The sequence below is a fragment of the Mesorhizobium sp. dw_380 genome (assembly GCF_018588885.1).
Classification (GTDB): Bacteria; Pseudomonadota; Alphaproteobacteria; order Rhizobiales; family Rhizobiaceae; genus Mesorhizobium.
The window spans coordinates 1-13,599 of the sequence record NZ_JAFFIW010000048.1 but is presented as its reverse complement, the minus strand read 5'-3'; the positions used below and the strand labels follow the sequence as shown (position 1 = coordinate 13,599).

11 protein-coding genes are annotated in these 13,599 nt (G+C 64.0%); 3 read left to right on the top strand and 8 right to left on the bottom strand.

Annotation, left to right across the window (positions count from 1 at the left end):
- Positions 1–271 precede the first annotated feature (271 nt).
- From JT360_RS29010 to cysG, 5 genes are all read right to left on the bottom strand, one after another.
- Entirely contained in the window at positions 272–805 is a 534-nt protein-coding gene (locus JT360_RS29010) for a DUF934 domain-containing protein (protein WP_214476163.1), read from the bottom strand.
- A 111-nt stretch (positions 806–916) separates the two neighbouring features.
- Positions 917–1,681 (bottom strand): phosphoadenylyl-sulfate reductase, encoded by a 765-nt coding sequence (locus tag JT360_RS29005; protein ID WP_214476161.1) that lies wholly within the window; start codon positions 1,679–1,681, stop codon positions 917–919.
- Positions 1,656–3,326, bottom strand: coding sequence for a nitrite/sulfite reductase (locus JT360_RS29000; RefSeq protein WP_214476159.1), 1,671 nt, complete (start codon positions 3,324–3,326; stop codon positions 1,656–1,658). The genes JT360_RS29005 and JT360_RS29000 overlap by 26 nt, the downstream gene beginning before the upstream one ends.
- Before the next feature lie 46 nt (positions 3,327–3,372).
- A complete protein-coding gene (locus JT360_RS28995) occupies positions 3,373–3,666 on the bottom strand; it encodes a DUF2849 domain-containing protein (protein ID WP_214476157.1) in 294 nt (97 codons plus the stop codon).
- On the bottom strand, positions 3,663–5,129 hold the full coding sequence (gene cysG / locus JT360_RS28990) for a siroheme synthase CysG (RefSeq protein WP_214476154.1): 1,467 nt from the start codon (positions 5,127–5,129) through the stop codon (positions 3,663–3,665). Before cysG ends, JT360_RS28995 begins: the two co-directional genes overlap by 4 nt.
- A 383-nt stretch (positions 5,130–5,512) precedes the next feature.
- Between cysG and JT360_RS28985 the strand changes: the two genes are divergently transcribed.
- Both JT360_RS28985 and JT360_RS28980 read left to right on the top strand, forming a co-directional pair.
- Positions 5,513–5,980: a baeRF12 domain-containing protein gene (locus JT360_RS28985; protein WP_250889151.1), complete on the top strand. Its 468-nt coding sequence runs from the start codon at positions 5,513–5,515 to the stop codon at positions 5,978–5,980.
- A gap of 208 nt (positions 5,981–6,188) precedes the next feature.
- Positions 6,189–7,985: a cation:proton antiporter domain-containing protein gene (locus JT360_RS28980; protein ID WP_214476152.1), complete on the top strand. Its 1,797-nt coding sequence runs from the start codon at positions 6,189–6,191 to the stop codon at positions 7,983–7,985.
- 68 nt (positions 7,986–8,053) lie between these two features.
- On the opposite strand, the gene JT360_RS28975 is transcribed toward JT360_RS28980, so the two are convergent.
- Positions 8,054–8,863 carry an AraC family transcriptional regulator gene (locus JT360_RS28975; RefSeq protein WP_214476149.1) on the bottom strand — a complete coding sequence of 270 codons (810 nt, stop codon included), beginning with the start codon at positions 8,861–8,863 and terminating at the stop codon, positions 8,054–8,056.
- A gap of 169 nt (positions 8,864–9,032) precedes the next feature.
- Between JT360_RS28975 and JT360_RS28970 the strand changes: the two genes are divergently transcribed.
- Complete coding sequence (locus tag JT360_RS28970) at positions 9,033–9,962, top strand: zinc-binding dehydrogenase (protein WP_214476147.1); 930 nt, start codon at positions 9,033–9,035, stop codon at positions 9,960–9,962.
- 21 nt (positions 9,963–9,983) lie between these two features.
- Here the strand turns inward: JT360_RS28970 and JT360_RS28965 are convergent, their stop codons facing one another.
- Both JT360_RS28965 and JT360_RS28960 read right to left on the bottom strand, forming a co-directional pair.
- Positions 9,984–10,736, bottom strand: a complete 753-nt coding sequence (locus tag JT360_RS28965) for an SDR family NAD(P)-dependent oxidoreductase (RefSeq protein ID WP_214476145.1) — start codon at positions 10,734–10,736, stop codon at positions 9,984–9,986.
- 70 nt (positions 10,737–10,806) lie between these two features.
- Positions 10,807–13,086, bottom strand: coding sequence for a transglycosylase domain-containing protein (locus JT360_RS28960; protein ID WP_214476143.1), 2,280 nt, complete (start codon positions 13,084–13,086; stop codon positions 10,807–10,809).
- Between the last annotated feature and the right edge of the window lie 513 nt (positions 13,087–13,599).

Below are 13,599 nucleotides of genomic sequence, written 5' to 3'. Positions count from 1 at the left end.
TATTTCGGGCCGCGAAATAATAGGCCTATCCTAAGGACAGGACGGCGAAAGGGAAAGCGCAAATTGCACAATTGGTAAGACCAGTTTCGCTCGGCGCCGGCCGAAGTCGTCCCGCGGGCCTCTGTGGCACATGAAAACAGCATCATTGGTTCGACCAGCAGTCAGGCGGCAAGCTTGATCATATCCGCCGCCTTTTCGGCGATCGCGGGTCGACGACGGCCATCGCGTCCACGCCCATCCCGATGTAAAGACGCGCGCAATTACCGCCGCGTCAGCTGTTGCGAAGGCGCCGCCAGGGATATTTCGGGCCTTTGGGCTCCGATACGGCGGTCGGCTGGTAGTAGAGCCCCAAGCCGCCGGTGCGACCCTCTTCGAGACGCTTCAACAACACCGGATTCGAAATCTCGAACTCGTCGAAGCCCAGGCGCAGCATGTGCGGCAGCTGGTCGACGAGAACCTGCCCGGTGGCGCGCACCGCGCCTTCGAAATGATAGCGGCTGCGCAGCAATTCGCCTTTGGAGAAGGAGCGGCCGTCGCTGAAGGCCGGGAACGCGAGCGCTACCAGCGACAGTTGGTCAAGCAGGTCGGCGATCTTCTCGAGCTGATCGCCGGGCAGCAGCAAGACGCCGAGCCGCTCTTTGGCGGACCGGCGCACCTCCGGCTCGAGATCGAGGAACGCCTGCAGCGGCAGGATGAAGCGGCCATTGCCCGACAGCGCGTCAGCGCTTTCGGCATGAGACCACTCGTCCTCGCGAAAACCCTCCGGGGTCCAGAGGCGGGGCTCCGGTGTCGTCGTTTCAGTCATCAAAATTCCTAAAGCCCCAAGATCCAAGTCCGCTGAAAGTCCCTTCCGCGCAAAGCCGGCGGCCTCCGGGTGGAGGTCGCCGTTCGCAGGCCGGCTGGATATCAGCATACCCTATAGTGATGCATCGGTCAGCGACTTCTCCAGTCCCGACAGGTGAATGCCGCACTCGGTCTTGGCATGACCGGCCCAGCGGCCGCTGCGCGCGTCCTCGCCCGGCTGCACCGGCTGTGTGCACGGGAAGCAGCCGATCGACAGATAGCCATAGGCAACCAGCGGATTTTCGCGCAGCGCATGCGCGCGCATATAGTCGGCCTGGTCCGAAGTCGTCCAATGCGCCAGCGGATTGATGCGGATGCGCGGGCCGACCGCCTCGAACACCGGCAGCGCTGACCGTGTCGAAGCCTGGAAGCGCTTGCGGCCGGTCAACCAGGCGCGGAAGGGCGCGACGCCACGCGCCAGCGGCTCGACCTTGCGGACGTCGCAGCAGGCGTCGGTGTCGCTCTGGTGAAGGTTACCCGTCGGGTCGATCCGTTCGAGCGCCGCTTCCTCAGGCTTGATCACCCTTATATTGGTCAGTCCGAAATCGGCGGCAAGCGCGTCGCGGTAGCCGAGCGTCTCCTCGAAATGCTTGCCGGTGTCGAGGAAGATGACAGGGAGTGACCGGTCGATCTCGGAGATCATGTGCAGCAGCACCGCCGAGTCCGCGCCGAAGGACGACACGGCCGCGATCTCGTCGTGAAACAGGTCGCGCGCCGCGCGTTCGATGATCTCGAGCGGCTTCAGATGACCATAGAGCGCGTCGAGCCCCGCCGCCTTGGCGGCGACGCCGTCATCGACATCGACGATACGGTCAAGCGGCCTTGGCTTCGCCAGCATAGAGCGCCTCCTTGAACGGCGCGGGACCGACACGGCGGTAGGCGTCGATGAATTTTTCCTGCGGGTTGAGCCGAAGGCCGAGATAGGTGTCGACGATCTGCTCGATGGCATCGGTGATCTCCTCCGATGAGAAGCCGCGGCCGATGATCTCGCCGACCGACGTGTTCTCGTCGGCCGAGCCGCCCAGCGTCACCTGGTAGAGCTCGGAGCCCTTCTTCTCGACCCCGAGGATGCCGATATGGCCGACATGGTGATGGCCGCAGGCATTGATGCAGCCGGAAATCTTGAGCTTCAGTTCGCCGATCTCGCGCTGTCGCTCCAGCGAGGCGAAACGGCGCGAGATTTCCTGCGCGATCGGGATCGAGCGTGCGGTGGCCAACGCGCAATAGTCGAGCCCCGGGCACGAGATGATGTCCGATATCAAATTGGAATTGGCCGTCGCCAGCTCGATGTCGACCAGCGCGTCGTAGACAGCTTTGAGGTCGGCTCTCGCCACATGCGGCAGGATCAGGTTCTGCTCATGGCTGACGCGAAGCTCGTCGAAGGCGTATTTTTCGGCGATGTCGGCGACCGCCTCCATCTGGCTGTCAGAAGCGTCGCCAGGCACCTCGCCGATGCCCTTGAGCGAGATCGTCACCGCCGCGTAGTCGGGATGGCGGTGCGTCACCACGTTCTGGTCGAGCCACTCCGAGAATCCCTTGGAATCGAGGCGCGCCAGCTTGACGGCCTCGTCGCCGTCCGGCCGCCCGGTCAGTTCCGGCGGCGCGAAATAGGCCTCGATGGCGCGGATGTCGGCATCCGGCAGCTTCAGCTCGGCGTCCTTCAACTCCTGCCACTCGGCTTCGACCTGGCGGGTGATTTCCTCAACGCCGGTCTCGTGGACCAGGATCTTGATACGCGCCTTGTATTTGTTGTCACGGCGGCCATAGAGATTGTAAACGCGCAGGATCGCCGTGCAGTAGGACAGAAGATCGGCTTCCGGCAGGAAGTCGCGGATCTTCCTCGCCACCATCGGCGTGCGGCCCTGTCCACCGCCGATATAGACGGCAAAGCCAAGCTCGCCGGCGGCGTTCTTCTTCAGATGCAGGCCGATGTCATGCGTCTGGATGGCGGCGCGGTCACGCTCCGCACCGGTCACCGCGATCTTGAATTTTCTGGGCAGGAACGAGAATTCCGGATGCACCGACGACCATTGGCGCAGGATTTCCGCGTAGGGGCGCGGATCGGCGACCTCGTCGGCGGCAGCCCCGGCAAAGTGATCGGCAGTGACGTTGCGGATGCAGTTGCCGCTGGTCTGGATGGCGTGCATCTCCACACTTGCGAGATCGGCCAGGATCGCCGGAATGTCCGACAGTGCCGGCCAATTGAACTGGATGTTCTGGCGCGTGGTGAAATGGCCGTAGCCCTTGTCGTATTTGCGGGCGATGTGGCCGAGCATGCGCAACTGCTTGCTGTTCAACGTGCCATAGGGCACCGCGATGCGCAGCATGTAGGCGTGCAGCTGGAGATAGACGCCGTTCATCAGCCGGAGCGGCCGGAACTGGTCTTCTGTGATCTCGCCGGACAGCCGGCGCTGGACCTGGTCGCTGAACTCGGCGACGCGGGCCTGGACAAAATCGTGATCGAACTCATCGTAACGGTACATGCTTCGTCTTTCAGGGCGTGTCCGCCCGTTTCGCTTGATATCCTGGCTATGCTGCCTGCTCGGCCTGCTTGCCAAGGTCACCGCGGATGGTCGGGCCCGCGGCGCGGATTTTTTCGCGCAGCCGCACCGGCTCTACGACGCCGTCGACGATATCCGCGTCGATCAGATTGACGTCGACCACTTCATTGTCGGCATAGGCCTTTGCGCCGATCGCCTCCAGGCGATCTTCCGCTGCCTTGTCATGGGCAAGGTCCGCCTGACCCACCGCCTCGGCCCAGCCGCCATCGGCATACCAGACGGCAATGCCATCGCTCAGGCGGTTGGCGGTCAGTATCTTCATGGCTGAACTCTCTCAGAGGCGGCTTTGACCGCGCCTTCATGCCCCAAATCTTCATGCCGATGTGCCGCGAGCGGCTCGGATCGTTCAAAATTGGCGCCGGCAACGGCATCGCCGATGATGGTCATGACCGGCCCGGAAAGATCGGCGCGTGCCTCCAGCGACGGCAGGTCGGCAAGCGTGCCGTGGAAACGGCGGCGGTTGGCAAGGCTGGCATTCTCGACCACGGCGACCGCCGTATCCGGCGACAGGCCGGCTTCGATCAGCCGGCCGGCAACCTCGGCCGCGACCGAGCGACCCATATAGACGGCAACCGTGGCGCCGGAAATCGCGAGCTTGGCCCAATCGGGCAATGAATTGCCCTTGAGGTCATGACCGGTGGTGAAGACCATCGACGACGACACGCCGCGCAGGGTGAGCGGCAATTCGAAATCGGCAGCGGCGGCAAAGGCAGCGGTAACGCCCGGAACCACCTCATAGGCAATGCCGGCATCGCGAAGTGCCGCCATCTCCTCGCCGGCCCGGCCGAACACCAGCGGATCGCCCGACTTCAGCCGTACCACGCGCTTGCCCTGGCGGCCAAGTTCGACCAGCAGCGCATTGATTTCGGCCTGGCTCTTGGTGTGGCAGCCCTTGCGTTTTCCGACCGGCAGGCGCTCGGCATCGCGGCGGCCCATGGCGACGACCGCCTCCGGGACCAGCGCGTCATGGACGATGACATCGGCCTCCATCAGCAGGCGATGGGCACGAAGGGTCAAAAGGTCCTCGGCGCCAGGACCAGCACCGACGAGCGCAATATGGCCGGAAGCAGGCGCGTTCGACAGCAACAAGTCAACGGCAACATCATGCGCGTGCAACAGTTGCCCGGCCTCGACGGCTCGGGCCGGAGCACCCTGGAAAAAACTGCTCCAGAAACGGCGGCGGGCATTGCCTTTCGGCAGCAATTTCTCGACGGCACCCCGCAACGAAGCAGCGAGCATCGCCAGCGAACCTAACGACGGCGACAGCATCTGATCGATGCGGCTGCGCAACATCTGGGCAAGCACCGGACCGGCGCCTTCTGTGCCGATGGCGATAGCGACCGGTGCGCGGTTGACCAGCGCCGGGGTGAAGAAATCGCAGAGCTCCGGCCGGTCGACGGCATTGACCGGAATTCCCAGCCGGCGCGCGTCGGCCGCGACGCGGCGGTCGAGTTCCTCGTTGCCGCTGGCGGCAAACACCATGACCGCGCCTTCGAGCTGCGAGGCGTCATAAGCCACCGCAACATGGCTCGCGCCGGACTGAGCGATGAAGATAAGCAAATCCGGTTCGGCGTTCTCAGCGATGATGCGAAGGACCGCACTCGACTGTCCGATCAGCCGCGCCTTGGCCAATGCCTCCTCGCCGCCGCCGACGATGGCCACGGCTTCGCCCTCGACCCGCACGAAGACGGGAAAGGCATTGAGCTTGGGCGTGGCGTGCGGCATGACGAATGCAATCCGGGAAGGGTTTAGCAGTTTTACGCCCGGGCGCGAAAAATCAGAAGCAAAGCACTCGCGCATCCTGTGATGGCAGGCAATCGCTTTTTCGCAACTGCGAAAGGCAAGAGAAAAATATTCCACATCCGCACAAAGAGCGGATTCAAGCCGCCAAGGCTAGGCTTTGATTTCAGGTCTTTTTAGCCATTGGCGCGCCATCCCGCAAAACAGTTTTTTCTAATTTCTACCAATTTAGTAGATTAAAGCCGCCTCCGGCCGCCTCTGCCTTTCGGCCCCCGGCGCCCGGGCGTTCGGACCGATTCTAGAGGTGGAACATTAACGGTTCGCCACGCGTTCCCCTGATGCCCGAAGTCGAACTATAGCAGGCGCCAATGGCGAAGAAAGGAACCCGCCACATGATTAACCTGAAGCACGGTATCTGGATCATGGTGGCTGATGGCGAAAAGGCGCTTTTCCTCAGGAATGCCGGTGACAACAAGTTTCCGGACTTTCGGGTCGTGCAGGAAATGGAACAGGAAAATCCGCCCACGCGCGAGCAAGGCAGTGACAGTCCGGGCCGCTACAATGACGGTCCCTCGGTGCACCGCAGCGCGGTCGAGGACACGGACTGGCACCGCATCGGCAAGGAACGCTTCGCCGACGAGATCGCCGACAGGCTCTATAAGCTCGCCCATGGCGGCGAATTCAAGGAGATCGTGCTCGTCGCGCCGCCACTGGTGCTCGGAACCATGCGCAAGAAATTGCACAAGGAGGTTGAGGACAAGGTCACCGCTGAAATCCCCAAGACCTTGACCAATCACGCCATACCAGAGATCGAGGCCCTGCTGCGGTCCGCCTGATCGGCGGCCGCGGATCGCCGAGAGCAGCAACATCGCCGAATTCAGATCGGATCGGCGGCCGCTCGGCCTGAGCATTTGTCTTCTCGCCCGCGATTTCGCCGCCTTGCGGGTTGCATCGCCGATGCCGCATCCACCATATTGCAAAACAGGCGGCGGCTCCGGGCGGCGCATATCCGACATCGCTAACTCGAAAGGCGCTCCATAGACAATGCCGCATGACACGCCCCTTATCGCCACCATCGTCGCCGGTCTGGGGCTGGCTTTCGTCTTCGGGGCTCTCGCCAATCGGTTCCGCATCCCGCCGCTGGTCGGTTATCTCGTAGCCGGCGTGCTGGTTGGGCCGAATACGCCCGGTTTCGTCGCCGACGCCGGCCTTGCCAATGAACTGGCCGAGATCGGCGTCATCCTCCTGATGTTCGGCGTCGGCCTGCATTTCTCCTTGAAGGATCTGCTGTCGGTCCGCGCCATTGCGGTGCCTGGCGCCATTGTCCAGATCGGCTTTGCCACCGCGCTCGGTGCCGGGCTTTCCTGGATCCTCGGCTGGTCGATGGGCGCGGGTCTGGTGTTCGGCCTGGCGCTGTCGGTCGCCTCGACCGTGGTGCTGCTGCGCGCGCTTCAGGAGCGCCGCCTGATCGAAACCGAGCGCGGCCGCATCGCCGTCGGCTGGCTGATCGTCGAGGATTTGGCCATGGTGCTGGCGCTGGTGCTGCTGCCGGCCCTTGCCGGCGTGCTGGGTGGCCAGGAGCAGGCGGATGTGCACTCGATCGGCATGCTGTCGCTGCCGGCCAGCTACGGCATCTGGGGCATCGTCGGCATCACGCTCGCCAAGGTCGCCGCCTTCGTCGTCGTCATGCTGGTGGTCGGCCGCAGGGTCATTCCCTGGATTCTGCACTATGTCGCCCATACCGGGTCGCGGGAGCTCTTCCGTCTCTCGGTGCTCGCCATAGCGCTTGGCGTCGCCTTCGGCGCGGCCAAGCTCTTCGGCGTCTCACTGGCGCTGGGCGCCTTCTTCGCCGGCATGATCATGAGTGAATCCGAGCTCAGCCACCGCGCCGCGGAAGAATCGCTGCCGCTGCGCGATGCCTTTTCGGTGCTGTTCTTCGTCTCCGTCGGCATGCTGTTCGACCCGCTCAGCCTGATCAGCAATGGCTTGCCGATCCTGGCGACGCTGGCCATCATCGTCATCGGCAAGTCGCTGGCGGCATTCCTCATCGTCCTCGCCTTCGGTTATCCCCTGGCCACGGCCTTGATGATTTCGGCCAGCCTTGCCCAGATCGGCGAATTCTCCTTCATCCTGGCCGAACTCGGCGTCGGGCTGAAACTTCTGCCCGAACAGGGCCGCGACCTGATCCTGGCCGGCGCTATCCTGTCGATCGTGCTCAACCCGCTGATGTTCCTGGTCATTGACTGGATGAAGCCATGGCTGGAAGCCCGCACCGCCAGGACGACGCCGCCGGCGGACGCAAAGCCGGTCGGGCCGGCAACGGAACCCGGCCAGGTCGCATCGGTCGCTGCAACGGCCAAAAAGGAAGACGGCGCGCCGCCGAAGACGGAACTTGCCGGTCATGCCATCCTGATCGGCTACGGCCGCGTCGGCGGCCTTGTCGGCGTGGCGTTGAAAGAAGCCGCCCTGCCCTTCCTCGTCATCGAGGACGCCGACAAGACGTTGGCCAAGCTGAAAGCGGACGGCATCGAAACCGTCGCCGGCAATGCGGCCAACGCAGAAGTGTTCGCCGCCGCCAATCCCGAAGGCGCCAAACGGCTGATCCTCGCCATTCCCAATGCGTTCGAAGCCGGCCAGATCGTGCTGCGGGCACGCGCCGCCAATCCCAACATCAACGTCGTCGCCCGGGCGCACTCCGATGCGGAGGTCGAGCATCTCAAGGGGCTCGGCGCCGACACGGTGATCATGGGCGAGCGCGAAATCGCGCGCGGCATCGTGGAAGAGGTGCTCGGTCACAAACCGGCGTCCAAACCCGAGGCTGCAGAGCCGTCCACGGCCTGAATCCGGTGCCTGCACGCTCACACTCACCGACAGTGAGATCGTCTGGTCTGCACGCACGGACTGATTGATCACGCCACGAATGCAGAGCCGCCATTTTGCGCGATGCTGCCGAGGTATTTTGCCGGGGGCTTGCCAAGCGCCTTCTTGAACATGGTGATGAAGGCGGTGACGGAACCGTAGCCGAGATCGCCCGAGACCTGCTGGACACTCGCACCGGAGGCCAGCTCCCGTATTGCGACGATCAGGTGCAATTGCTGGCGCCAGCGCCCGAAGCTCAAGCCGGTCTCCTTTGCCACGAGGCGCGCGAGACTGCTCTCGCTGAGCGCAACACGGTTGGCCCATTCCGCCAGTGTGCTGCGGTCGGCTGGATCTTGCGCCAGCGCTTCGGCGATCCGCCTCAAGCGCGGCTCGGACGAAATCGGCAGATGCAGCTGCTGGACAGGCATACGCGGCAGCTCGCTTAGCAGCGTCCCGATCAGAAGCCCGTCCCTTGCCGGATCGTCCTGCACGCTATCGGACAGCTCGATGATCAGTTCGCGCAGCAGCGGCGAGATCGAAAGGGTGCAGCACCGGTCCGGCAGTTCGGCGGCTCCCGGCTCGATGTACACGAAGAAAATCCGGGCATTGGCGGTCGCGACATTGCTGTGCTCCATGCCACCTGGGATCCACACCCCGCAATGAGGTGGCACCATCCACAAGCCACTGGGGACATGGCATGTGACGCCGCCTCCGAGCGCGAAGACGAGTTGGCCCTTGCGGTGCCAATGGGCTGATACCTCCGCCCTGGTTTCGGGGACGTCGACGCGCACGGCAATCGCCGGCGCTGAAAGCTCATCCACATCGAAATCGAGCCAGGGGTAGCGAAGGGGCTGTTTCATGATTGACGGCTTTTAGCGATCATTTGCTCCGATATCTAAATTATCCAAGCGACAAAATCGATAGGATCCGCCTGCGAATGAGCAACCTAGGGCGTGCGGAGTTCGGTTGAGCTTTCTTCGGTTGCCCGAAGACCTGTGCGTCCACCACGCGGCAATGAGGTATAGAACCATGCTCGCCCTAGTCATCTCTCCCGACAGCGCCACCGGACTTACGCTCGCCGAGGTCGAGAACCCCAGGCCCCTCGCGAACGAAGCTCTGGTCTCGGTCCACGCAACCTCGTTGAACCGTGGCGAACTGCGCCTGCTCAGCATACGCCCGAGCGGCTGGATACCCGGCCAGGACATCGTGGGCATTGTCGAACGGGTGGCAGCCGATGGCTCCGGGCCAGCCGAGGGCACCCGGATTGTGGCTTTGGTCGACGAGGCCGGCTGGGCCGAACGCGTCGCCGTTTCAACAGATCGTCTTGCGATCATCCCGGATGAGGTCAGCTTCGGTTCCGCAGCCACGCTTCCGGTCGCGGGAACGACGGCGCTGAGGACCTTGCGCCATGGCGGAGACCTCACCGGCCAGCGGGTGCTGATCACCGGCGCAAGCGGCGCGGTCGGTCGTTTCCAGGTCCAGATCGCCCGCGAGCAGGGCGCGTCGGTGACCGCAATTGCCGCCGCCCGGCATGCCGAGGATCTCCGCAGCCTTGGAGCGGAGCAGATTGTCGAAACAATCGAGCTGGCCGAAGGGCCGTTTTCTCTGATCACCGAATCGGTCGGCGGCGAAAGCCTCGCACACGCGATCGAACGGGTCGCGCCTGGCGGGGCCATCGTCATGTTCGGTTCGAGCAGCGGCGAACTCACGCCGGTCGGATTCCGCCAGTTCGTTCCGGGTCACGAGGGGGCGAGGCTTCAGACATTCGCCTACTACACGTCCGGTGCGGGCATCGGCGCGGACATCGCCTCGCTGCTCGCCCTGGTCGCGGCTGGCCGGCTGGAAACCCGCGTCGCCATGACGGTGCCCTGGACGGACATCGCCCAGGCTCTGGACGCACTGCGGCAGCGTAGCTTCAGCGGCAAAGCCGTTCTCACCATGACCGGTGAGCGGGCTTAATTTAGCCTGAAATCGACCGGCTCACACGTGCTGGCCGCCATTGATGTGGATTTCCGAGCCGGTGACATAGGACGCCTGCTGCGAGCACAGGAAGAAGATGATGTCGGCGACCTCCGCGGTGGTGCCGAGGCGCCTGAGCGGGATGGTCTCGACGATCTTGTCCGTGCCCGGCGACAGGATCGCGGTATCGATCTCGCCCGGCGCGATGGCGTTGACGCGGATGCCGTGTGGGCCGAAATCATGCGCCATCTCACGCGTCAGCGAACCGAGAGCCGCCTTCGAGGTCGCATAGGCGGTGCCGGCAAAGGGATGCACGCGCGTGCCGGCGATCGAGGTGACGTTGACGATCGAACCCTTGGCCGCCGCCAATTCCTTGAACAGGCCGCGCGCCAGCATGATCGGCGCGAAGAAATTGACCTGGAAAACATCGCGCCAGACATGCATCGGCGTGTCGATCGAGTTCATGCGGCTGTTGCCATCGCTGAGCTTGGGCGAAATGCCGGCATTGTTGACCAGCGCGTGCAGCTGGCCGCCATGCGCTTCCAGCCGGTGGCGGATTTCCGAGACGGCGATGCCGACATCTTCCTGGTCCGCGAGGTCGACCTTGATGTGGTCCTCGGGGCCGGCCGGCCACGGGCAATCCTCGGCAAAGGCCTGGCGCGAACAGGTGATGACGCGCCAGCCCTCGCGCGAAAAGCGCTTGACCGTGGCATGGCCGATGCCCCGGCTGGCGCCGGTCAGCACGATGGTCTTTCGGGTGTCGAGTTCAGCCATGTCGCGGTCTCCGGCCGGAGATGTAGCCGAACACTGTGGCGCTGGCGAGAGGCGGATTGACGCCGCAGCGTCAGCCGCCGCCCAGAATGTCCAGGATCGATGTCTGCCGCTTCTTCCGCGGACCGCCGACATTGCCTGGCGGAACAGGATGCCCGACCGAAGCGGTTGTGCCGCCGTCCGCCGGCATGTCGAAGCCATCGGCATCGACGGTCTGGGCAGGCCGCGCGGCGCGGACCGGCGTTGGCGATTGGGCCGCCGGCGCGTTTGCCTGGACAGCCGGCGCCTGCTGGCCAACGGACGTGGACGGGACCGGCGCCGGCTGGTTGTTGTCGGCCGACGGTATCTCGTCGGGCACGATGGTGTCGGCCGGTGTCGATTTCCAGGTGCCGGGCAGCGGCCGCACCGGTACGCCCTCATGAGCCGCGACCATGAATTCGTGCCAGGCCTGCGCCGGCAGCGCGCCGCCGGTGACCTTCTTCATCGCCGTGCCGTCATCATTGCCGAACCACACACCGGTGGTGAGATTGGCGGTGTAGCCGACGAACCAGGCATCGCGCGAATTCTGGCTGGTGCCGGTCTTGCCGGCCGAGGGCCAGGCGAAAGCCGCCTTTTTCGCGGTGCCGATTTCGACCGTGCCGGTCATCATCGAGTTCATCATCCCGACGATCTCCGGCTTGACCACACGCGGCGCGTTGCCGCCACTGCTGTCGTAAAGCACCTTGCCCTCGGTGGTCGTGATGCGGCGGATGAAATGGATGTCCGGCTTGTAGCCGCCATTGGCGAAAGGCACATAGGCCGAGGTCAGCTCCAGCGGCGTCACCTCCGAGGTGCCGAGCGCGATCGAGGTGTTGGCCTGCAGGTCGGACTGGATGCCCATGCGGTGCGCGGCTTCCACCACCGCGTTCGGCCCGACTTCCATGGTCAGTTGCGCGGCCACCGAATTCAGCGATTTGGCCAGTGCCGTCGCCAGGGTGACCTTGCCGAAGTATTTGCCGCCGTAATTGTCAGGCGTCCAGTTACCGATCTTGATCGGCGCGTCATTGCGTATGCTGTCGGGCGTGCGGCCGGCTTCAAGCGCCGCCATGTAGACGAACGGCTTGAACGCCGAGCCTGGCTGCCGGCGCGCCTCCGAGGCGCGGTCGAACTGGCTGGTCGAATAATCGTAGCCGCCGACCATGGCGCGCACCGCACCGGAATCGTCGATCGACACCAGCGCGCCCTGGGTGACGTTGAGCTTCTTGCCGCTGTCGTCGATAAGCCGGCGGATCGACTGCTCGGCGAGCTTCTGCAGGTTCAGGTCGACGGTAGAGTCGATGACGATGTCGCTGCGCACGTCGCCGATCAGGTCGGGCAGTTCCTCCATGATGGTGTCGGCGACATAGTTCTCCGAGCCGGTCCAGTAGGACGGCGAGCGCGTTGCCGGCGCGCTCAGTGCCGTCTTCAATTCTTTCTCGCTGATCTTGCCCTCCTCGCGCATGGCGGCGAGCACGAGCTGCGACCGTTCCTCGGCGGCCTTGGGATCGCGCGCCGGCGACAGCCGCGACGGCGCTTTCAGCAAGCCGGCAAGCAGCGCTGCTTCCGACAAGGTGACGTCGCGCGCGCTCTTGCCGAAATAGCGCCGCGAAGCCGCTTCGACGCCATAGGCGCCGGAGCCGAAATAAACCCGGTTGAGGTACATTTCGAGGATCTGGTCCTTGGTGTGCTTGTGCTCCAGCCATAGTGCCAGCAGCACCTCCTGCACCTTGCGCTCCAGCGTGCGATCCGGCGTCAGGAACAGGTTTTTGGCCAATTGCTGCGTCAGCGTCGAACCGCCTTGCGAGAAATGCCCGCCCAGCAGATTGGTCACCATGGCGCGCGACAGGCCGATCGGATCGACGCCGAAATGCGAATAGAAACGGCGGTCCTCGATGGCGATCACCGCCTCGGGAATATAGGGCGACATCTCGTGCAGACCGACGGCCTCGCCGCCGCTCATGCCCCTGTTGGCGAGCAACTGACCGTCGGCCGAGACGATCTTGATGTTGGGGGCGCGGTCCGGGATCGACCAGGTCGTGGCCGCCGGCATCTTGGCACCGTAATAGATAAGGACGCCCGCCACCGCGATGCCGCCCCAGATGGCGAGCACGAAGCACCAGTAGAACAGCCGGCTAAACACGCCGAACAGGCCGCGCCGGCTTCCGCCGCGCCTGGCCCGCGACGATTTCGCCTTCGACGATTTGCGTTTTGCGGAGGCTTTGCGGTTGCTCGGCACGACGCGGTCCTCTTCGCTGACCGAAAGACCCGCCGAGGATCGCGCCGACGGCGGTCCCTCGAAACTCGGTTCGATGCGGTTGTCCCTGCGGTTCGCCATGCCTGCGCTTGATATCCCCGGTGCCAATGGCGTCCGGGTTGAAGAGTAGATGCGGCGATTTAAGGGCGGGTTAAATTGATGGCTGGCCAGCGGTTTGAAATTCCTTGCGAATTTCTTAATCCGTTACCGCGCGTTACCACCGCCGTTACCGCTCTGTTCGCGGCGCTTAAGCCGAGCCTCGGCGCGTCCGGGCAAGCATCCTCGAAATCTCTCCAATAGCGCATAGCCGTTGTGTACGCTCCTGCCTCCTTTTCTGCTCCGATTTTTGTTTCCAGAGGCAGAGATTCAGCCCCCTCTGAAAGCGACAGCGAGCGCGCCGCCGTCGTGTCCGCCGAAACCCAGGACAGGATCCGCGCTGTCCTGAGGCCGAGGGCGTGGAATTCACGAACGGCAATCACCCGGGCGTCAGATTTCGGCGACCGTGACAAATCAACGAACGTCTGGTGGACTGGCGTCGCAGTTGAGGTAGGATACTAGCGGCCGATCGGGCGAGTTTACGCAATGACCGCAACG